Consider the following 20,585-nt stretch of genomic DNA (forward strand, 5'->3'; position numbering starts at 1 on the left):
CCCTGTACACCCCCCGTGCACCCCCCGTACATACGGAATGACCGAAATTCGACGGGCTGCACGGATCGGCAGGGAGAACGGCGATGAAGATCTACAACGGCGGGTGCCTGTGCGGGGCGGTGCGAGTAACGGCGCAGGGCGCGCCGCTGCGTGTCGGGCTGTGCCATTGCCTCGACTGCCGCAAATTCCACGGGGCGCTCTTTCACGCCTCGGCCATCTTCCCGGCGGCGGCGGTCGAGATAACCGGCGAGACCGGCCAGTATGAGGGCCGCGCCTTCTGCCCGCGCTGCGGATCATCGGTTTTCTCGCAAAGCGGGGACGAGCCGTTTACGCGCCAAGACGCAGTGATAGCGGTCGTTTCGCGCCGCTGACCAGAGTCGCATCCACCCGGAGTGCAGGGCTACGTACCCCGAGATTGCCCCAGATGCCGTTTTCGGGCAGGCTGTGCCTTGGGACTGGCTTGCTTTGCACGGACTGATCAGCTGCGAACCGGACCCGCCTCCGAGGGTGGGCTCCGCGCGGGGATCGCCTGCTCATGGATGTCCCGTTCGGCTCATGGGGGACGCAGAAGTTCATTGCTGGCCTCACCGCCGATGCCATGATCGCGCCCTGGGTGATAAAGGGGGCGATAGATGGCGCGGCCTTCGCGGCCGACGTCGAAAAGGTGTTGATCCCGGAACTGGACCCCGGCACCGTGGTCATTCTGGATAACCCGGCCACGAATAAGAAAGCGGTCGCGGCCAAGGCGATGCAGAACGCTGGTTGCTGGTTCCCCTTTCTTCCGCCCTACAGCTCCGACCTCAACCCCATAGAGATGGCGTTCTCCAAGCTCAAGGCCCAGCTCAGGCACATCGGCGCGAGGACGTTCACCGACATATTCGAGGCCATCGCTCGGGTGTGCGATCTCAACACGCCTCAAGAATACCGGAATTGCTTCAAGGCTGCAGGATATGTCTCAGGTTATTGGCGGTGTGCTTTAGCGGCACTTCGCGTCGAAAGCGCAGAGAGTTCCCCACGCCCCTCAGCGCAACCCCGCTGAAGGGCCGGACTCAGCAAGCCCGCAACCGTCCCCGAAACCGGGGGGGCTCCAACTCCGGAGAGAAGCCTCCCAAGCCGCGAGAATTGAGACTGGAGGTTACGGCGCGCGATCTCGCGGTATTGTCTGAACAGGGTGTCTTTCGCAGGCTTGAAGGGTGCCGGCAGGTCCGGTCGCAAGACTTATGGGAGGAAGACATGACACTCAAGAAAGCTTTGGTCGCAACCGCGATCCTCGCGGTTGGCGGCCTGGTCGGCCAGGTCGCGGCAGCAGACGAAGACCCGATCAGGATCGGTGTCTTGGTCACGCAGGAAGGTACCTTTGCCAATGCTGGTTCCGACGGGTTGCGCGGTTTTGAGCTGGCGCTGCGCGAGGCTGGCATGGAGGCCGGTGGCCGCAGCATCGAGTGGGTTCTGGGCCCGACCAACGGCACCCCCGACTCGGCCTTGCGGGCCGCACGCCAGCTGGTTGATAGCGACGACGTCGATCTAATCATCGGGCCGCTTTCGGGGTCTGAAGGGATTGCGATGCGCGACTACGCCCATACCGTGCCCGAGATCACCATCATCAACGGCGTCTCGTCCGCGATGGAAACCACCTTCGTCGATCCGGCCGAGAACTTCTTTCGCTTCAATATTCAGGGCGCGCAGGCCGGGTATGGTCTGGGCAGCTACGTCGTGAACGAGCGCGGCTGGACCCGCGTCGCCACCGTCGCCGCGGACTATTCCTTTGGCTACACCAACTTCCTGGGCTTCGCGGCGGATTTCTGTGCAGCGGGTGGCGAGATCGTCGAGCGTTTCTGGGTGCCGCTCGGCAGTTCGGATTTCGGGGCCGTCATCGCGGCGCTGCCCTATGACGTGGACGCGATCTACCTGGGCATCGGTGGCACCGACGCGATCAACTTCCTGAACCAGTACGAACAGGCGGGCGCCGAGACCAACCTGATCGGCTCGTCGATCATCGCCGACCAGAGCGTTCTGACCGCGCGCGGCACGGCCCGTGACGCCCTGATCGGCACCCCGGCCGCCGGGTGGCAGGCTGCCGATTCGGACCTGCCCGAGTGGCAGGCCTTCGTTGCCGCTTACCAGGCTGGCTGGCCCGAAGACGAGCGGTTCCCGTCGCCGTCGCTCTATGCCACGCTCTACTACAACGCGACCGTCGCGGCGCTGACCGCGCTGGACGAGGTCGGCGGCGATCTGAGCGACGGACACACGGAGTTCCGCGCGGCCCTTTCTGCGCTCGAGATGGACTCGCCAATCGGGCATATCAGCCTCGACGAGAACCGCCAGGCGGTCGGCTCGGTGTTCATTTCGGAAGTGGTCGAGAATGCCGAAGGCACGGGCCTGACAACTCAACTGGTGTCACGGACCGATGGCGTTAACGCCACCTTCGGCCTGCCGACGGACCAGTTCATGTCCATGGTCGGGCTTCCGTCGCGTGACACGCCCGATTGCGACGCGCTGCGTGACGCGGCGAACTGAACCGGGCCTTGCGCCCCACGTGCGGGCGGCCGCCTCTGTGGCCGCCCGCGTTTCAGCTTTGCCAAAGGCGTCTCGGGTATGAGAATGGCCCCTTACAGACCGCGCATACACCTGCTGGAAACCGGGCTGGATGACGTGCTTCAGGCCGAGCTCGATTCTCTCGGCATCTATCGTCCGCTTGTGGTTACCGATGCCCCGTGGGGCACATCGGCGTATCTGGCCGAGGCGTTGGACGTGTTGTTCGCGGAGCGTGTCGAAACAGGCGCGGCGATGCATCTGTGCGAGGGTGGCTGCACGCTGAGGCAGGCGCGAGCCGCTGCCCGGCGCCTGTTCGCCGAGGGGCGCGACGGGGTGGTTGCAATCGGTGGTCGCGCGGCGATCGACCTTGGAAAATACGCCGCCCGCGAGTTTTGCCGCGTCCGGCCCGACATGCGCCAAAGAACCCGGGACTTCCGGCCCATGCCGTTGATCGTCATCCCCGGCAGCCCGGAGGATGGTGCGGGTCTGCGCGCCAGCGTTCGGGTGCGCGATGGCGATGGCCGGTATCTGAGCCTGCAGGACGAGGCCTTTGTGCCTGCAGCGGTGATCTGCGACATGCACCTGCACGCGACCCTGGATGATCGTGCGGCGCTCTGCGCCGATCTGGACGTTGCGATGCATTGCATCGAAACCCTGACCCGCAGCCGCATCAGCCCCCCGGCCCGAGGCATGGCGATTGATGGTTTGCGCCGCGCGTGGAGGATGCTGGGGCGGCGTGCGGCGGGCGCGGTAGCCCCGCGAGCCGCCGAAGAGGTTTTCTCGGCCGCGGTGAATTCCGCGCTGGCCGAAGACGGCGGCCTTGGGGCTGTCCATGCTCTTGGGCTGGCCATCGAGGAGGAGCTGAACGGCCCCGAACCGCATGGGTATTACCATGCGGCGGTGTTCGGGCCGGTAATGACGTTCAACGCCCCGGCCATCGCCCGGGCGATCCCCGATATCGAGGAGGCAATGGAGGTCTCGGGCGGGGTCGCAGGGATCGCCGCCGCAATGACCCGGATCGCTGAGCGTCTGGGATTGCCGGTCACGCTGGACAGTATCGGGCTGGATCGCGCGGCCCGTGCCCGCATTGCCAGCACCGTTTCGACCGATGCGGCCAACGTGACCAATCCAAGGCATGTCAGCAAGGCCGACTATCGGTCGATTCTGAGCGGTAGCATTTGACAGGTCGCGCGAAACGACGACACTTGTCGGGGCGCATAACAAACGAGAGAGAAACTGAAGACGAACGAAGACGCGGAGGGGAAGATATGAGCAAGGCACTGGCGGCGTTTCGCGGCACCTACGGACGGGTGTTCCTGTTTCAGCTGGACCGGGAACTGGTGGTGCATGCCCATCGCGAGGGGCATCTGCTGTTTCACATCGACGGCGCGCCCGCCGAGATGCATGTCGAGGATCAGGCCCACGCCCTGCGCGTCGGGCACGCCGTGGCGGTCAACCCGTGGCAGCCGCATTTCTTCCGCCCCTGCCACCCCGGCGAACAGACGTTGATGTTGGTTCTCTATATCGACCAGGAGTGGTTCTTGCAGGCCAGCGGTCCGCATTCGCCATCGCTCCGATACGGACGCCCGGAGATCAAGGTCGACGGGTTCCTGCGCGCGGCGAAGCACAACATGGTCCGCGGCATGATGGATCCGACGTGTCAGAACGCCGTGCTCGAAGACCTGTTTCGTCAACTCGCCTGCGGCAGCTATGAGCAGAGCTGGCAATGGACCCCGGACGCGGACATCGCACAGCGCAATCAGTCCAAGATGATCGATTTTCGCATACGCAAGTCGATCCGCCTGCTGGCCGAGGTCGCCTTCGACGAGGCCTCGATGGACGAGGTTGCGCGCCAGGTGGGCCTGTCGCGCGCGCATTTCTATCGCATGTTCCGCGACCAGATCGGCGTGACCCCGAATGTCTATCTCAACGCGCTGCGGATGGAGAAGGCCATCGACCGGCTGTTGCTGACCACCGACACCGTATCCGAGATCGGCCACGACCTGGGCTTCTCCAGCCAGGCCAGTTTTACACGCTTCTTCACCTCGAACGGCGTTCTGCCGCCCAGTGAATACCGGCGGGCGGTGGTCTGCGAAGCGCACTGACGCCGCTTTTTGCGACCTCGGGCGCAACGGTGAGACTGCCGGGTATGCCCAAGCCGCACGGCGTTTTCTATCCTCCCTGCACATAACGCGGAAATGCGACGCGGTCCCCGGATCGCGCCTTGGGAGGGCACCATGCGCGAGTTCGCTCGACAGCACCCGGTCTGGTCCGGGATCGCAATCGTTGTAGCATTGTTTGTCATTTGGGCGATCTTCGCCCCGTGGCCGGAAGGCTTCGAAGCCATCTTCGGGCGGAAGCGGGTTTTCCTGAACGCGGTGTTCAGCGGCATCACCCTGGGTGCGCTGTATTTCCTGGTCGCGTCGGGGTTCACGCTGATTTTCGGTCTCATGCACAACGTCAACCTGGCGCATGGCTCGCTCTACCTGCTGGGCGGCTATCTGGGCTACGAATTCGCCGAGTGGACCGGATACTGGCTCCTGTCCTTTGTCCTCGTCTTCATCGTTGTCGGTTGCGTGGGCATGGCCATGCAGGTCCTGGTGTTCCGCCGCCTTGAGGGGCAGGAGCTGCGCCAGACACTGGTGACGATCGGCATCTCGGTGGTCGCCGCCGACCTGATGCTGTGGGCTTGGGGCGGCTCGTCCTACCAGGTCATGTCGCCCGACTGGTTACGCGGGCCGATGGAGCTGCCGCTTATAGCCGGATACGGTCGCGACGGAGAGCTGGTCTACCTGCGATATCCCAAGGTCCGCATCGCCATCCTTTTCGCCGCAATCGTCATCGGCATTGGCATCTGGATGGCGCTGAACCGCACCCGCATCGGGATGATAATCCGCGCCGGGGTCGATGATCGTGACATCCTGGGCGCCATGGGCATTCCGATCAGCCGCGTATTCTTGGGGGTCTTTGCTTTCGGTGCCGGTCTCGCGGGGATCGCCGGTGTCGTCGGCGGCACGTTTCAGTCCATCGCACCGGGCGAAGACACCCGCTTCCTCATGGCCTCCTTGGTGGTGGTGATCGTCGGCGGCATGGGGTCGTTGCAGGGCGCGGCCATCGGCGCGGTACTGATCGGTCTCGCCGAGCAGCTGGGCTCGGTCTACATGCCGACCTATGCGGTGGTGCTGACCTTCCTGATCATGGCCGCCGTGCTGGCTTTCCGCCCACAGGGCCTGATGGGGCGGAGGGGCTGAGCGATGTCGTCGAACACCCCCCCGAACCAGACGCTCGCCAATCCGCAGGCCCCGCGCTGGTGGTTGTGGCTGGTCGACCGCGTCGCCGCCATCCCCGCCCATGCCTGGGCAGTCATGCTGGTGCTGCTGGTGATGCCGCTGGTCGCGGACGATTTCTTCCTGTTCCAGATCTTCGGCTGGACCTTCATCCTGGGTATCGTGGCGCTGTCGCTGATGTTTCTGGCCGGATATGGCGGCATGGTCAGCCTGATCCAGATGTCCGTTGCCGGGCTGGCGGGTTACATGGTGGCTCTGTTCGGTGACAGCGGCACCACCATCAGCCTGGGTCTGCCGTGGTGGTTCGTGGTGCCGCTGGCGATGGTCATCGCCACGCTGTTCGGGTCGCTGGTCGGCCTGCTGGCAGTGCGGACCGAGGGGATCTACACGATCATGATCACCCTCGCGATGGCCTCGGCCTTCTACTACTTCACACGCCAGAACTACACGATCTTCAACGGCTACACGGGCTTCAACCTGGTGCTGCCGCCCGACCTGTTCGGCGTGAACTGGCGCGAACCCGTGCCGTTCTATTACCTGACGCTGGTCGCTGCCGGGCTTTGCTTTCTGCTGGTGACCTACGTCTCGCGGGCACCGTTCGGGCTGGCCTTGCAGGGGGTGCGCGACAACCCGCGGCGCATGGCGGCACTGGGGTTCAACGTCACGGCGCACCGGGTTGCGGCCTATGCCTTTGCCTCGGCGCTGGCCTCGGTGGGAGGGATTCTGCTGGTCTGGCAAAACGCCCAGATCGCGCCGGGCACCGCCGGGATTCATGCCACGTTCGACATCCTGATCATCGCCGTGATCGGTGGCCTAAGTCGTCCTAGCGGCCCATTCCTGGGGGCATTCCTGTTCGTCTTGCTGTCGACCTTCGCGCCCGACGTTCTGCGCGCGATCGGCGCCTCGGGCGAGCGCTACAAGATGCTGATCGGGGGGATTTTCCTGTTCGTCGTCTTCGTCTCGCCCGATGGCCTTCTGGGCCTGTGGGAGCGCTGGAAAGCGCATCTGACACGCGATGACATGGCCCGTGGCAAGGGGGAGACGAGGCCGTGACCACCGAAACCATCAAGTCGCCTGCCGCCGCTACCAGTTCCGCCGGACACGCGCTGGAACTGCGGGGCGTGTCGAAACTCTTCGGGGCGCTCGCGGCGCTGAGCGACATCGACCTTGCGATCCGCCCCGGTGAACGGCGCGCGGTACTAGGCTCGAACGGGGCCGGCAAGACGACGCTGTTCAACTGCATCACCGGCGATTTCCTGCCCAGCACCGGCGGGATCCGCCTGTTCGGCGAGGATGTCACCCGCTTTCCAGCGCAGGAACGCATTCGGCGCGGTCTGCGTCGGACCTATCAGATCTCGCTGCTTTTCAACGGGTTGACGGTGCGCGACAATGTTTATCTGGCGTGTCGGGGCGTATCGCGCGGGCGCTTCAGTTTCCTGAGGTCGCGTGCCGATGACAGCCTGATGCAAGCCGCCGAGGACCTGGTCGCCGCGGTTCATCTGAGCGACCTGATCGACACCCCGGTTTCGGTTCTGGCCTATGGCCAGCAGCGGCAGCTGGAAATCGCGCTGGCGCTGGCCGGGGCGCCGCGCCTGATCCTGTTCGACGAACCGGCGGCGGGGCTTTCTCCGACCGAGCGCAAGGACCTGGTCGAGATCCTGACCGGCCTGCCCGCGCATATCGGCTACGTCATCATCGAGCACGACATGGACGTGGCCCTGCGTGTCGCCGAGCGGGTCACGATGATGCACAACGGGCGCATCTTCAAGGAAGGGTTGCCCGAAGAGATCGAGAACGATCCCGAGGTGCAGGCGCTCTATCTTGGAGACGGCCATGAGTGAGCTACACAAGGGCAGCGCCCCGGCGCTCGAAATCAAGGGTCTGAACGTCTATTACGGTGCCAGCCATGCCTTGCAGGGGGTCGACCTGGGCCTTCATGGCGGGGTGCTGTCGGTGGTCGGGCGCAACGGCATGGGCAAGACCACGCTGTGCAAGGCGATCATGGGGCTGGAACCCGCCAGTTCGGGCACCATCAGCTTCGGTGGGCAGCTACTGAACGGAAAGACCCCGGCCGAAATCGCGCGGCTGGGTGTCGGATACGTGCCGCAGGGGCGGCGGCTCTGGCGCTCTCTCACGGTCGATGAACATCTGCGGCTGGTGGCGCAACCCGGCGGCAACTGGTCCGTCGAGCGGATCTATGACAGCTTTCCGCGGCTGGCCGAACGCAAGACGAACGGTGGCGCGCAACTCTCGGGCGGCGAACAGCAGATGCTGGCCATCGGACGGGCCCTGCTGCTGAACCCCCGGCTGCTGGTGATGGACGAGCCGACCGAAGGCCTCGCCCCCGTGATCGTGTCGCATGTCGAGGACATGCTGATCAAGCTGGCCGCCGAGGGCGATATCGACGTTCTGGTGATCGAACAGAATATCGGCGTGGCCACCAGTGTGGCCGAAACCGTGGCCGTCATGGTCAACGGCCGCGTCAGCCGGATCGTCAAATCACGAGAACTGGCCGCCGACCGAGACCTGCAACAGCGGTTGCTGGGGGTTGGGCAGCATGCGCATGACGAGGAACCCGATGTCGCCCCGACCGAGGATGGGCCGGAAGGCGGCGCTCTTGTGCAGCACTATCGCGCGGCCAGCCACGCCTTGCCGCAGCTGACCCGTTGGTCGGCGATCGACAGTACGGTGACACCGTTGGGCAAGGCCGTCTCTGCCGATGCCGAAAGCGTTTCGGGGGTGCTGGTGCTGGCCGCGATGGACCGGGCAGGTGCCCAGGCGGGTACCGTCGCCGCAAGTCTGCGCGCTGTGGGTCAGAAGGTGACGACCGTCGATATCTCGGCCCGGTCGGGGCTGGCTGCGCTGGCGGATATGCCGGCCCATCAGTTGGCCGCTTGGCACCCCAGGGGCGCGGCGGGGATTCATGATGGCGGCGATGGCGACCCGCGGCTCGGTATCGCCGAAGCCTTGCAGCGGTTTCTTCTGGTGACGCCGCAGGTCGGCGGTATTGTTGCCCTGCTGGATCTGGGCGAGGCGCTGACGATGGTGCCGGCCCTTGTTTCGGCTCTGCCAGCGACGCCGATTGCTCTGGTCAGCGAGGCCCGCGCCAGCGATCTGGGGGTTCAGGGCGACACACTGCTGACCCTGACCGCCCATGACGAGGCCGCGCGCGGTCAGGCCGCTTGCGCGGCGGCCGCGGCAATGGCGGAATTGCTGGCGCCGGCAACCGTGGACCTACGGGCGCGGCATCTTGCGCTGATCTCGGGCCTCGGCGGCGATGCCCTCGGTGGCGCACTGGCTGCGCAACTGGGCAAGGGGCACCGCTTGCTGCGCTATGCGCCCACCCGGGGCGGCACCGCTGCCGCCGCTCGGGCGCTGACCAGCGGTGCGGCGCAGGCGGTGCTGGACCTTGACCAGTCCGACTTTGCGGATCGCCTGTTTTCGGGCCTGATCGATGTCGACCCCACGCGCGTCTCGACGCTCTGCGGTGCCGGGCGGCCCTACATCGCGGTGTTGAACGGCGGCGAACGCGTGCATCTGCGAGACAAAGAGAGGCAGGGGCTGTCGCAACGCAGCCTCGACCGGGCCGAGGCCGAGGCCGTCGGGCGTGCCTATGCCGAGGCGCTGACCGGGGCTGCTGGCGAGATCACGGTGATCGTGCCCACCGCGCGCCGTGACACCGCCGCAGCCTGGCTCACCGAGGCGTTCCTGGGGGCGTTCGGTGACGGTGAAGGACGGACCCTGCTGCGATCCCCCGCAGGTCCGCTGGCCGCCGAGACATTGCAACAGGTGCGTCGCTGTCTGGACGCCGCGCCACCGGTCGGATCGGCGCGCAAGGCGCGATTGCCCGGCGGTGCCTACGCGGTCAACGCCCGATGAACCCGAAACACAGACACTAAACGATTACGCCGAGGCATCGGCTCTGCCGTGCCTGAAGGGAGGACTGACATGGACGCCGGACAAATCATTGCGCAACTGATCCTTTGGTTGATCGTCGCGGTCATCGTGATCGCCATCATCTACTGGGTCATGCATTGGCTTTATCGCCGCTCGACCAAGGAAACCGCTTTTGTTCGCACAGGGTTCCTGGGCGAAAAGGTCGTCGTCGATGGCGGTGCCTTCGTCTGGCCGATCATCCACGACATCACGCCGGTGAACATGAACACGCTGGCGCTGCGCATCAGCCGCATCAACGATGCCGCGCTGATCTCGCACGATCATGTGCGCGTCGATGTCGAGGCGGATTTCTTCGTGCGTGTCGCTCCGGACCGCGAGTCGGTCTCGGTTGCGGCCAGCCGGTTGGGGCGGCGCACGATGAACCGCGACGAGGTGCAGGGCCTGCTAGAGGGCAAGTTCGAGAGCGCCCTGCGGTCGGTGGTTGCCGAATTGGACCTCGTGGACCTGCAAGAACAGCGCCACAAGGTCGTGCAGCGGATCAAGGAGACGGTCCAGGAAGACCTGCGCTTTAACGGGCTCGAACTGGAAACCGTGGCGATTCTGGATATCGACCAGGCGTCCCTGGAGTTTTTCAACCCCGCGAACCGGTTCGACGCCGAGGGCATGACTTTCCTGATCCGCGACATCGAGGAAAAGCGCCGGCTGCGCAACGACATCGAGCAAAGCGCGATGATCCAGATCCGCAATCGCAACCTCGAGGCCGAACGCGAGGCCCTGAGCATCGACCGCGAAAGCGAACACGCGCGTCTGGAGCAGGAGCGCGAGATCGAATTGCGCCGCGCCCAGCAGCAGTCGGAAATCGCCCGCGAGCGCGCCGAGCGCGAGACCGAGGCCGAGAATGCCCGCATTGCGGCGCGCGAGGCGATGGAAACCGCCCGGATCGCGACCGAGCGCGCTATCCGCAGCCACGAGATCGCCCGCAACCGGCAGATCGACGCCGCCGAGATCGAGGCGCGCGAAGCGACCGAGCAGGCGCGCCTGGCCCAGGATCGCAGCCTGACCGCCGCGCGCATTACCCATGAACAAGAGATCAAGGCGCTGGAGATCGCGCGGACCGAGGCGCTGGAGGCCGCCGAGATCGCCGCGCAGGAAGCGACCGAGCGTCAGCGGATCGCCCAGCAGGCCAAGATCAGCGAGATGCGCATCAGCGAGGATCAGCGCGTTCGGGCGCTGGAGATCGAGCGCAAGCGCCTGGTCGAGGAAGCCGAGATCGCCGCCAACCAGGCGGTCGAAGCCGAGCGTATCGCGCAGCGCAAGGCGTTGGAAGCGGCCCGGATCGAGGCCGAAAGCGAAACCCGCAGCAACGAAATCGCGCGCAACCGTGCCGTGGACGAGGCGCGCATCGCAGCCGATGAGGCGCTTGAGGCCGCCCGCATCGCGCAGCGCAAGGCCGTCGAGGCCAAGCGCATCGCTGTCGAGGAAGAGTTGCAGACCCGCCAGATCGAGCGCGAGCAGGCCAATGAGCACGCTGCTCTGACCATGCGTAAGGCCATAGAGGCCGAACGTATCGCGGTGGAAAAGGCCGTCGCCGCCGAGCGCATCGCCGCTACGTCAGAAACGAGCCAGATGGAGATCGACCGCAACAAGGCGATCGACGAGGCCCGCGTTGCCGCCGATGAGGCGATCGAGGCCGCGCGCATCGCTCAGGCGGCCGAACTTGCCGCGCGGCGGATCGCGACCGAGGAGGCCACCCGCTCCCGCGAAATCGCCCGCGACGAGGTTCTGGATGCGGCCGTGATCGCTCAGCGCGAGGCCGTGGAACGCAAGCGCATTGCCACCGAGCTGGCGTTGGAGCAAGAGCGTATCGCCAGCCAGCAGACCCGCGAGATCACCGGTATTCGCAGCCGCGAAGAGGTCGAGGCCGCCGAGATTGCACGCGAGGTGGAACTGTCCGCCAAGCGCAGCGCCAAGGCCGAAGCCGACGCCAAGTGGCGCCGTGCAGAGGTCTCGGCCCGTGCCCAGGTGGAATCGGCCGAGGTCGAGCGCGAGAAGGTTCTGGAGGCGGCGCGCGTCGAGCGCCGCCGGGCACTGGAGCAGTTGGAAGTCGCCCGGCACCAGACCCTCCGCGAGGCCGAGATCGCCAGCCACGAAGAGATCGAACGCGCCCGGATCGCATCCGAGCGTGGGCTCGACGAGGCCCGAATCGGCCACGAAACCGAGCGTCGGCAGCTGGAAATCGGCCGAGAGAAGACGGTCGAGGCGGCGAATATGGAAAAGGCCATCGCTCTGTTCCAGAAGTCGCTGGAAGAATCCGCTGCCCGCGCCGAGGCCGAACTGGCCAAGGCCCGCGCGGTTGAGGCCAGCGAGCAGGTTCAGACCGTCAAGGATACCGAGGCCGCCCGCCGCAAGAGCAGCATCGACGTGCTTATGGCCGAGAAGGCCGCCAAGGAGGCCACGCTGGCCGCCGAAGCCGCCAAGATCCGCACCGCCGTCGAGGCCGAAGCACAGCGCCTGATGAACGAAGCCGAGAACGTTCTAACCGATCCGGCACGCATGTCCCTGTTCCGTCGCAAACTGCTGGAACATGTCGAGGGCATCGTCTCTGCCTCGGTCAAGCCCCTGGAAAAGATCAACGATATCCGCATCATGCAGCTGGATGGCATAGCCGGTCGCGGGGCGGGTGGCGATGGCGGAACCGACGGCAGCCCTACTGACGAGGTGATCAACTCGGCGCTGCGCTATCGCGTGCAGGCCCCGTTGGTTGACAGCCTTCTGGCCGACATCGGCATCGACGGGGCGAACATCGCGCGTCAGGGCGGGTTGCTGCGTGAGGCGTCGGATCTGAACCGCATCGTTCAGGATCAGCAGCGCCAGGCCCGCAAGTCCGATGGCAAATCGGGCGGCGCCGGTGGCACGGCCAAGGGCAAGGAGTGACCATGCCCCGCGTGTTTCACTCGGCAATCCTGAAGCCGTCGACCGATCAGGTCTGGCAGGTGCTGCGCGACTTTGGCGGGGTTCACCGCTGGTTGCCCGGCATTGACCGCTGTGACGTCGAGAACGGCCTGCAGGGCGACCAGGTCGGCGCGGTCCGGCACCTGGTGACACGGGACGGAACCCGGTTTCGCGAACGGCTTCTGGCGTTGTCCGATTATGACCTGACCCTGGCCTATGCGATCATTGAGGCGCCTTTGCCGGTCAGCGATCACCTGGCCGAGATCCGGGTGATCCCGGTGACCGAGGGCGGGGGCAGCTTCCTGGCCTGGTCGGCCGAGTTCGCCTGCCCAGACGGAGAGCACGACCGTGTCACGCGCTTCATGCTGGACGAGGTGATCCGCCCGGGTCTGGCGGCGCTGGAACGGGGGCTTGCGGCATGATCCGGGCGTCGCGTGCCATTGCCATTGCGGCACCGGTCGACACGGTCTGGCAGGCCCTGCGCGATCTCGGTGGCCTGTCCGCCTGGCACCCCGCCGTCGCGCGCTGCGAGATGCTGGGAACCCCACCGGACCGGGTCGGCGCGCTGCGTCGTGTGCAGACCCGTGACGGGCTGAGCATGGACGAAGAGCTGGTGGCTATGCGCGAGCACGAGCGCCGGATCGAGATCCGTGCGCGGGCCATGCCCTTTGCGGTGACAGAGGTCTGGCAGGCTCTTTGCGTGTTCGGCGTGGTCGAGGGCGGCGGCAGTCTGCTGCTGTGGGAAATGCGCGCCGATGCCGTGGCAAAGTCACGTGCTGCGGTGCGCGACTGGTTTGCAGACGGATACATGCCAGCCGGTTTGCGCGGGTTTGCCCGGCATATCGCACCCGGCGCAATGAACGACTTCATCTGAAACAAGATCGATCCAACAAGGAGGACACCCAATGGCGTTGGAAATCAAGGTTCTGGACTATGGCGACATCGAGCTTGAATCGAGCTTCCTGGTGCTCGGTCACGATTGTGGGCGGGTCAAGCGGGTGCCGGTTTACGGCTTCCTGATCCTGGGCGGCACCCATCCGGTGCTGGTCGATACCGGCTATCGTGACAACGCGATCATGGAATCGCTTGGCATGCGCGGCCTGCAGTTCCACGAGAACATGATCGAGAACCAGTTGGCCAAGCACGGGCTGAAGCCCGGCGATATCCGCTATATCTGCCACACCCATCTGCATATCGACCATGCGGGCAAGGACGACAAGTTCCCGATGAACACAACGGTGGTGGTCAACCGGCGCGAGATGGAATGCTCGGTGTCCGGGCTGATGCATCCGCAATACCCGATGCCAGACATCCAGCACCTGGTCGAACGCATCCACACCCCCGGCGCGCTGCGCTTCGAGGACCTGGAACTGACCGGCGAGATCGAGCTCATCCCCGGCGTGACCCTGGAGGCGGCGAATGCCCATACGGAGGGCTCGATGAACGTGCATGTTCAGACCGCCGAAGGGCGCGCCACGATCTGCGGCGACGTGATCTATGACATCAACACGCAGATCGTCGAACCTTTCCGCCAGACGCAGGATCACGAACCGCAGGTGACCGGCAACCATGCCGGATCCAAGCGGGCCGAGAAGGCGGCGATCAAGAAGCTGCTGAACAGCTCGGACTTCCTGCTGATGGTGCATGACAAGCCCGCAAAGGTGGTCGACAAGCAGATTGCCGGGCGCTTGGACATGCAGGTGCCGGGGCCGATGGTTTCAAGCCTGCCCAAGCGCAACTGGTTCCCGGTCTGAGCCATGCAGGCGGGTATCGGAGAGGTCGGCGGTCATCTGATAGATGGATGCTGGGAATGCGGGGCGGGCGAGGTGTTCGCGTCAGAACCGGCAACGGGTGCTCCGCGCCGCTTTGCCTCGGCCACGGCGGCCGAGGTGGAGGCGGCGGCGCGCGCTGCCGAGGACGCTTTTGGGGCCTATTCGGTCACGACCGCGCAGCAACGCGCACGGTTCCTTGATCGGATCGCCGCCGAAATGCAGGCGCGTGAGGGCGACATCATCGCCATTGCCAGCGCTGAATCCGGCCTTCCCGAGGCCCGAATGAATGCTGAACTGGCCCGCACGACGGGCCAGATGCGGCTGTTTTCACAGCATATCTTGCAACGTGGGTGGCTGGACATACGCCATGATCCGGCGTTGCCGAGCCGCACACCGCCCCGCCCCGATCTGCGTCTGATCCAGCGTCCGGTTGGACCGGTGGCGGTGTTTTCGGCCTCGAACTTTCCGCTCGCGTTTTCTGTCGCCGGGGGCGATACGGCCAGCGCGCTGGCCGCCGGTTGCCCGGTGATCGTGAAGGCCCACCAGGCGCATCCGGCGACCTCGGAAATCGTGGCGCAGGCCATCGACGCCGCGCGCCGGGCCGAAGGCCTTCCCGCAGGTGTCTTTGCCATGCTGCAAAGCGCGACCCGCGCCACCGGCACGGCGCTTGTCACGCATCCGCTGATCACCGCAGTCGGGTTCACCGGTTCGACTGCCGGGGGCAGAGCGCTATTCGATCTGTGCGCCGCGCGGCCGGTGCCGATTCCCTTTTATGGCGAACTGGGGTCAGTCAATCCACTGTTCGTGCTGCGTGGCGCCGGGCTGCGGCGTGGCCGAGACATCGCTCGCGGTTGGGTGGCCTCGCTGACGCAGGGCGCGGGTCAGTTTTGCACCAAGCCCGGACTGGCGATCCTGCCCGCGGGTGAGATCGCCGAGCGGTTCCTGTCGGACGCGGCCGAGGCGCTGGCGCAGGTTCCGTTGCAATGCATGTTAAGCGAGACCATCGCCCAAGGTTTCCGTACCAGCATCGACCGGCTGCGGCAAAAGGCGGATGTTCAGGCGGTCCACGGCACCGACACGGTCGACGGGCGCGACATGGGGCCGATACTTCTGCGCGTGAAGGCCCAGGATTTCCTCGAGGATGCCGATATGAGCGAAGAGGCCTTTGGCCCGGGTGGACTGGCCATCACCGTCGCAAACCCGGACGAGGCCGCTGCGCTGGCCCGGTCGCTTCCGGGGCAACTGACCGCGACAATTCACGGTGATCCAGAGGATCACCCCGAGGCGCGTAACCTGATGCCGATCCTTGAACGCAAGGCGGGGCGGCTGGTCTGGAACGGCTTTCCCACCGGGGTCGAAGTCGCCGACGCGATGGTGCACGGCGGCCCTTACCCGGCCTCGACGAATTTCGGTGCGACCTCGGTCGGAACGCTCTCGATCCGCCGTTGGCTGCGGCCGGTCTGTTACCAGGACATGCCGGTCGAGATGCTGGCAACCGTGCCGCGATAGTGCCCGCAACGGCACGGGCCGAACGGCCACGCGGCCACGCTATAGCACCACCTCTGCCAGGGCCTTGGGGTGATGGGTCAGAGGTTCCCACCCATCCTCGGTGATGATGAAGCTGTCGCCCACCTGCGCGCGGAAGGTCTCGACCGAGACCGAGCCATCAACCGCCAGCACCATGCCGGGTTGAATGATCGTCGTGTCGCCCGTCACAAGCTGCGGTTTTTCAAGGAAGCTGAAGCCCGTCGCCCGCCCGCAGCGGAACGGGTATTCGAAGCCTGCGCCCTGGATCACCTCGGCATAGGCTGCGTGGACGCTTTCGGCGGTCACGCCGGGGCGCAGCGCGTCGAGCGCGGCTTTCTGGCTGGCCACCGCGACCTCGTAGACCGCGACCTGATCTGAGGGCGCGTCGCCGATCCAGAAGGTCCTGTCAAACCCCAGTTTGAACCGGTGGAAATTGGTCATCCCGCAGAAGCACAGGAACACCGGTTCGCCCCGCCGCATGATCCGGGTCGAGGCGCGGTGGTGGGTTTTGACGATGTCGCTACCCGAGGCCATGATCTGCAGGAAATGCGTGTTGGGCGACATGTCGGTGTCGTCGTAATGGGCGGCCAGCAGCTCTGCTGCTTTGCGGGTGCCCGCCTGAGACGTTGCGATGGCAACCTCGTATTCCGGCACCCCGTCGGCAATCGCGCCGCGCCCTGCAGCCATCATCGCATCGGCGACCTGCCCGGCATGGCGGGCCAGTTGCAGTTCCTGCTCTGACTTGATCATGCGCATGTCGGCAAGGTTCGGGGTCACGCTGGTGATGGTCTGGCCGGTGGTCAGCTCATCCACATAGGCCCGCACCAGCGGTGGCATATGATGGGGTTCAAGGCCGATGCTGGCGGTCCCCTTCAATGCACCGGGCAGCTCTTCGCGCCATTCAGCGCCCATGCCATCGTTCCACGCGGCGATCCGGTCCACCCGGGCCGAGGCCAGCGCAGAGTTGAGGTCGATCGTGGGGGTGATCAGAAGGCTGTCGCCGTCACGCGGAACCACAAGGATCGTGGGCCGCCCGAATTCCATATGAAGGTAGTCGTTATAGCCGGTCAGGTAATAGACATTGTCGTCATCGGTGATGAGCGCGACGTCCATTCCCGCATCGGTCATGCGGCTGCGCAGGGTTTGCAGGCGGCGTTCGAACAGGCTCATGGCGTCGTCCTTTTGCGCGGGTGTTCAGATCTCGGCGGCCACCTTGCGCAGTTCGAATTTCTGGATCTTGCCGGTCGAGGTCTTGGGTAGCTCCTGGAACACCACATGCTTGGGGGTCTTGAACCCGGCCAGCCGCTGGCGGGCGAAGGCGATAAGGTCGTCCTCGGTGACCTCGACCCCCGGTTTCAGTTCCACGAAGGCGCAGGGCACCTCGCCCCATTTGTCGTCGGGCTTGGCGACCACGGCACAAAGCAGCACGGCAGGGTGGTGCATCAGCGCGCCTTCCACCTCGACCGAGCTGATATTCTCGCCGCCCGAAATGATGATGTCCTTGGCGCGGTCGGCGATCTGGATGTAGCTGTCGGGGTGCTGCAGCGCGATGTCGCCGGAATGGAAATAGCCGCCCCGGAAGGCCTCTGCCGTGGCGCGGGGGTTCTTGTAATAGCCCTTCATCACCGAATTGCCGCGGATCATGATCTCGCCGGTCGCAGCGCCGTCCTGCGGGATCTGGTTCATGTCGCTGTCGGTGACGATGATGGGTTCCATATTGGGAAGCGCGACGCCCTGGCGGGCCTTGATCGCGGCGCGGTCTTCCTGGGCCAGTGTGCCCCATTCGTCATCTTTCCAGACGCATTCGGTGGCGTGGCCATAGGTTTCGGTCAGGCCGTAAACCTGGGTGACGTTGAAGCCCATGGGCTCGATCGCGGCCAGCGTTGCAGCGGCGGGGGGCGCGCCTGCGGTGAAGACCTCGACAATGTGATCGAAAGCGCGGCGGTCGGCCTCGGATGAGTTCACGATCATGTTCAGCACGATGGGCGCGCCGCCGAAATGGGTCACGCCCTCATCGGCGATGGCGTCGTAGATCGCCTTGGCGGTCACGTCGCGGCAGCAGACCACGGTGCCGCCAAGCGCGGGCAGCATCCAGGTGTGGCACCAGTTGTTGCAGTGGAAGAAGGGCACGATGGTCAGCAGGCGGGGATAAAGCGTCATCCGCCAGGAAATCGGTGTGCCCATGGTGACCAGATAGGCACCACGATGGTGATAGACGACGCCCTTGGGGCGGCCGGTGGTGCCGGAGGTGTAGTTGAGCGCGATGCTCTCCCACTCATCTTCGGGCATGATCCATTCGAAATCGGCATCGCCCTCGGCCAGCAGGTCCTCATAGGTCAGGTGACGGCCCGAGGCGGGGTAGCCGGCCTGATCGTCGGGCACCTCGACGATCAGGGGCAGGTCTTCGGATTCCATTTCCTTCATGGCCGCCTCGACGGAGCCCAGAAACTGGGTATCGACCAGCACGACAGAGGCTTCGCCGTGATCGAGGATGTAGCTGATCGTCCCGATTTCCAGCCGCGTGTTGATCGTGTTCAGCACCGCCCCGCAGGCGGGCACGCCAAAGAGCGCCTCGGCCTGGGCGGGGACGTTGGGCATGACGGTGGCGACCACGTCGCCGGGGGCCACACCGCGACCGGCAAGCGCCGAGGCCAGTTGCGACACGCGGGCATGGTATTCGGAATAGGTCTTGCGGAAGCTGCCATAGACCAGCGCCTCGACCTGCGGATAGACCAGCACGGCGCGTTTGAGATGCGTCAGCGGCGTCAGCGGCACGAAATTCGCGGCGCGTTTTTCCAGCCCGGTTTCATCCTTCATCCAGCCCATGCGGTGTCCTCCTGCCGGTCGTCGATGCGATGCTCGGGATGTTTGGCAGAGATTTTTCAAAAGAAAAGAGTTTGTGTGACGCAACGGCATCAAATGTCGGACATTTGGCGGTCCTGTACCTTGAACAGTCGCTAACGCAGGCTGCCGATGCACCGTGAACCGGGGCGCGCGCCGCCCGTGCAGGTGCTGTCCTGTATCGGCCAGCGAATCGCGGGGCATTTGCGGCGGGACGTCCGCCGAGCGGCGGTCGATCCGGGTGGCGCTTTGCATGATGCTTCATTCAAAAAGCCGGAGATGCCTTTTAAAGGGAAATGATCCGTTAATTATTATTGCTCAAAGTTTTTCATATTTTCGCCATTCTGGATCTCAATAAGAAACTCAATCAAACAATGGAATCGAGCGTGACCAAGCAGATCAGACACAGGGCCGTTGGAAAGGCCATCATTCCCGGTGCGGCAATGCTGACCGGGTTCGGCGGTGAGGCCTTGCCCCTTGGGTTGCAGGGGCGGACACCGGTGCAGACCCCCTATGGCGATCTGCCGGTCAGCGAGCTGACGCCGGGGACATTGGTGGAAACCTTCGAGGATGGATACAAGGAAATCCGCGCCATCATCCAGCGCCGGGCCTGGGCCAGCCCGTCCGAACGCTGCATGGAGCATTGGCCCTTCGAAATACCCGCAGGGGCGCTGGGCAATTGCGAGCCCCTGCAACTGATGCAGCATCAGGCGGTCATCTATGAAAGCGATCTGGTGGAAAAGATGACCGGCGATCCCTTCGTTCTGCTGCCAGCGAAGGCGCTGGATGGCTATGGCGGGATCAAGCCGGTGGAACCCGTGGGGGATCAGCTGGTCTATGAACTGATCTTCGATCAGCCACAGGCGATCTGCGTGGGCGGCGGCACCTATCTGCTGGCCGACGATGCGCTGAGTTTCGAGGTGGCACTGGGGCATCTGAAGATCGTGGACAACTGCAAGGCGCTGAGCTGGGAAAAGGCGCGATTGCTGATGAAGCATATCGAGGCCGGGACATTCGCCGAAGGCCGGGCGATGGTCGCGGCAGAGGCGGACTAGGCCGGTCTCGGCTTGCCTTTCCTGCCGGGTGCAGGGTAGGCTTCGCCCTGACAACAGGAGTGCTCTGCCAGTGATCAAGTAAGGCCCAACCCGTATCTCAGGCCCCGCCGGGGGCAAGTTGGACCTTGTTTGAGGAGCACTTGAATGCATCCCGTTATCTATGACGTGGCCGTGTCTGTGGACGGCTATATTTCCGGTCCCGAAGGGGACATTTCCGGTTTTGCCCATGAGGGGCCGGTGGTGGAGGACTATGTCGCCCGACTGGCAGGCTATGCCACCGCCATCATGGGGCGTGGCACTTACGAGTTCGGCTACCGCTTTGGCATGGAGCCGGGGCAGAACCCCTACGGCCACATGCGGACCCATGTGTATTCCGAGCGGCTGAACCTGCCGGAAAAGCGGGCGGTGATCCTGCATCGCGGGGCAGGGCGGGCGCAGGTTGCGGAGGTGATCCGTGGGTCTGACGGGCCGGTCTACCTGTGCGGTGGTGGGGCATTTGCCGGGGCGCTGCTGGGCTGGGGGCTGATCGACAGGCTGCGGGTGAAACGCGCGCCGATTGTTCTGGGCGGCGGTACGCGGTTGTTCGGGGGCTGCCCGGTGCAACCGGACCTGCGGCTTCATGCGCAGACCGTCTATGACGGCGGCTATCTGTATCAGGATTTCGAGGTCATCCATTAAGGAATGACATGGGGCGAGGCGGTGTGATCGCCTCGCCCTGT

16 protein-coding genes and 2 pseudogenes are annotated in these 20,585 nt (G+C 65.0%); 16 read left to right on the plus strand and 2 right to left on the minus strand.

Translation table 11 applies throughout. The features are described 5' to 3' along the window. Positions 1-83: 83 nt before the first annotated feature. The 14 genes and pseudogenes from RBB16_RS05955 to RBB16_RS06020 form a co-directional block, all read left to right on the plus strand. Positions 84-323, plus strand: a pseudogene (locus RBB16_RS05955) (GFA family protein); the annotation flags it as partial. Positions 324-502: 179 nt separating this feature from the next. Then, a pseudogene (locus RBB16_RS05960) lies at positions 503-1,039 on the plus strand (transposase); the annotation flags it as partial. A gap of 194 nt (positions 1,040-1,233) precedes the next feature. Continuing rightward, positions 1,234-2,517, plus strand: a complete 1,284-nt coding sequence (locus tag RBB16_RS05965; protein WP_306045290.1) for an ABC transporter substrate-binding protein — start codon at positions 1,234-1,236, stop codon at positions 2,515-2,517. A gap of 84 nt (positions 2,518-2,601) precedes the next feature. Then, entirely contained in the window at positions 2,602-3,717 is a 1,116-nt protein-coding gene (locus RBB16_RS05970; protein WP_306045291.1) for an iron-containing alcohol dehydrogenase, read from the plus strand. Between the two features lie 86 nt (positions 3,718-3,803). After that, positions 3,804-4,640: an AraC family transcriptional regulator gene (locus tag RBB16_RS05975; protein ID WP_071690788.1), complete on the plus strand. Its 837-nt coding sequence runs from the start codon at positions 3,804-3,806 to the stop codon at positions 4,638-4,640. A 132-nt stretch (positions 4,641-4,772) separates the two neighbouring features. Beyond that, complete coding sequence (locus RBB16_RS05980) at positions 4,773-5,786, plus strand: branched-chain amino acid ABC transporter permease (protein ID WP_306045292.1); 1,014 nt, start codon at positions 4,773-4,775, stop codon at positions 5,784-5,786. Between the two features lie 3 nt (positions 5,787-5,789). Beyond that, entirely contained in the window at positions 5,790-6,875 is a 1,086-nt protein-coding gene (locus tag RBB16_RS05985) for a branched-chain amino acid ABC transporter permease (RefSeq protein WP_306045293.1), read from the plus strand. Then, complete coding sequence (locus tag RBB16_RS05990) at positions 6,872-7,663, plus strand: ABC transporter ATP-binding protein (protein WP_306045294.1); 792 nt, start codon at positions 6,872-6,874, stop codon at positions 7,661-7,663. Before RBB16_RS05985 ends, RBB16_RS05990 begins: the two co-directional genes overlap by 4 nt. Continuing rightward, positions 7,656-9,701, plus strand: a complete 2,046-nt coding sequence (locus RBB16_RS05995; RefSeq protein WP_306045295.1) for an ATP-binding cassette domain-containing protein — start codon at positions 7,656-7,658, stop codon at positions 9,699-9,701. Before RBB16_RS05990 ends, RBB16_RS05995 begins: the two co-directional genes overlap by 8 nt. Positions 9,702-9,770: 69 nt before the next feature. Then, on the plus strand, positions 9,771-12,653 hold the full coding sequence (locus tag RBB16_RS06000; RefSeq protein ID WP_306045296.1) for a flotillin family protein: 2,883 nt from the start codon (positions 9,771-9,773) through the stop codon (positions 12,651-12,653). A 2-nt stretch (positions 12,654-12,655) separates the two neighbouring features. Then, the gene (locus RBB16_RS06005; RefSeq protein WP_306045297.1) at positions 12,656-13,093 is read left to right on the plus strand and encodes an SRPBCC family protein; all 438 of its coding nucleotides are present in this window, start codon (positions 12,656-12,658) and stop codon (positions 13,091-13,093) included. Beyond that, positions 13,090-13,545 (plus strand): SRPBCC family protein, encoded by a 456-nt coding sequence (locus tag RBB16_RS06010; protein ID WP_306045298.1) that lies wholly within the window; start codon positions 13,090-13,092, stop codon positions 13,543-13,545. The genes RBB16_RS06005 and RBB16_RS06010 overlap by 4 nt, the downstream gene beginning before the upstream one ends. Before the next feature lie 31 nt (positions 13,546-13,576). Further along, the gene (locus RBB16_RS06015) at positions 13,577-14,425 is read left to right on the plus strand and encodes an N-acyl homoserine lactonase family protein (protein ID WP_071690781.1); all 849 of its coding nucleotides are present in this window, start codon (positions 13,577-13,579) and stop codon (positions 14,423-14,425) included. A 3-nt stretch (positions 14,426-14,428) separates the two neighbouring features. Then, positions 14,429-15,952, plus strand: a complete 1,524-nt coding sequence (locus RBB16_RS06020; RefSeq protein WP_306045299.1) for an aldehyde dehydrogenase (NADP(+)) — start codon at positions 14,429-14,431, stop codon at positions 15,950-15,952. 39 nt (positions 15,953-15,991) lie between these two features. On the opposite strand, the gene RBB16_RS06025 is transcribed toward RBB16_RS06020, so the two are convergent. Together RBB16_RS06025 and RBB16_RS06030 are read right to left on the minus strand one after the other, a co-directional pair. Next, positions 15,992-17,134, minus strand: a complete 1,143-nt coding sequence (locus tag RBB16_RS06025) for a M24 family metallopeptidase (RefSeq protein ID WP_371931219.1) — start codon at positions 17,132-17,134, stop codon at positions 15,992-15,994. A 30-nt stretch (positions 17,135-17,164) separates the two neighbouring features. Beyond that, positions 17,165-18,796 carry an AMP-binding protein gene (locus tag RBB16_RS06030; RefSeq protein ID WP_306045301.1) on the minus strand — a complete coding sequence of 544 codons (1,632 nt, stop codon included), beginning with the start codon at positions 18,794-18,796 and terminating at the stop codon, positions 17,165-17,167. A 401-nt stretch (positions 18,797-19,197) separates the two neighbouring features. Between RBB16_RS06030 and RBB16_RS06035 the strand changes: the two genes are divergently transcribed. Both RBB16_RS06035 and RBB16_RS06040 read left to right on the plus strand, forming a co-directional pair. Further along, positions 19,198-19,866 (plus strand): Hint domain-containing protein, encoded by a 669-nt coding sequence (locus RBB16_RS06035; protein ID WP_306045302.1) that lies wholly within the window; start codon positions 19,198-19,200, stop codon positions 19,864-19,866. A 144-nt stretch (positions 19,867-20,010) separates the two neighbouring features. Then, complete coding sequence (locus RBB16_RS06040; protein WP_306045303.1) at positions 20,011-20,544, plus strand: dihydrofolate reductase family protein; 534 nt, start codon at positions 20,011-20,013, stop codon at positions 20,542-20,544. Positions 20,545-20,585 lie beyond the last annotated feature (41 nt).

This window comes from Nioella sp. MMSF_3534 (genome assembly GCF_030732985.1).
Classification (GTDB): Bacteria; Pseudomonadota; Alphaproteobacteria; order Rhodobacterales; family Rhodobacteraceae; genus Nioella.

Bases quoted from the DNA above. Each gene is read 5' to 3' on its own strand.
- RBB16_RS05965 (WP_306045290.1), top strand. From the start codon at position 1,234: ATGACACTCAAGAAAGCTTTGGTCGCAACCGCGATCCTCGCGGTTGGC.
- RBB16_RS05970 (WP_306045291.1), top strand. From the start codon at position 2,602: ATGGCCCCTTACAGACCGCGCATACACCTGCTGGAAACCGGGCTGGAT.
- RBB16_RS05975 (WP_071690788.1), top strand. From the start codon at position 3,804: ATGAGCAAGGCACTGGCGGCGTTTCGCGGCACCTACGGACGGGTGTTC.
- RBB16_RS05980 (WP_306045292.1), top strand. From the start codon at position 4,773: ATGCGCGAGTTCGCTCGACAGCACCCGGTCTGGTCCGGGATCGCAATC.
- RBB16_RS05985 (WP_306045293.1), top strand. From the start codon at position 5,790: ATGTCGTCGAACACCCCCCCGAACCAGACGCTCGCCAATCCGCAGGCC.
- RBB16_RS05995 (WP_306045295.1), top strand. From the start codon at position 7,656: ATGAGTGAGCTACACAAGGGCAGCGCCCCGGCGCTCGAAATCAAGGGT.
- RBB16_RS06000 (WP_306045296.1), top strand. From the start codon at position 9,771: ATGGACGCCGGACAAATCATTGCGCAACTGATCCTTTGGTTGATCGTC.
- RBB16_RS06005 (WP_306045297.1), top strand. From the start codon at position 12,656: ATGCCCCGCGTGTTTCACTCGGCAATCCTGAAGCCGTCGACCGATCAG.
- RBB16_RS06010 (WP_306045298.1), top strand. From the start codon at position 13,090: ATGATCCGGGCGTCGCGTGCCATTGCCATTGCGGCACCGGTCGACACG.
- RBB16_RS06015 (WP_071690781.1), top strand. From the start codon at position 13,577: ATGGCGTTGGAAATCAAGGTTCTGGACTATGGCGACATCGAGCTTGAA.
- RBB16_RS06020 (WP_306045299.1), top strand. From the start codon at position 14,429: ATGCAGGCGGGTATCGGAGAGGTCGGCGGTCATCTGATAGATGGATGC.
- RBB16_RS06030 (WP_306045301.1), bottom strand. From the start codon at position 18,796: ATGGGCTGGATGAAGGATGAAACCGGGCTGGAAAAACGCGCCGCGAAT.
- RBB16_RS06040 (WP_306045303.1), top strand. From the start codon at position 20,011: ATGCATCCCGTTATCTATGACGTGGCCGTGTCTGTGGACGGCTATATT.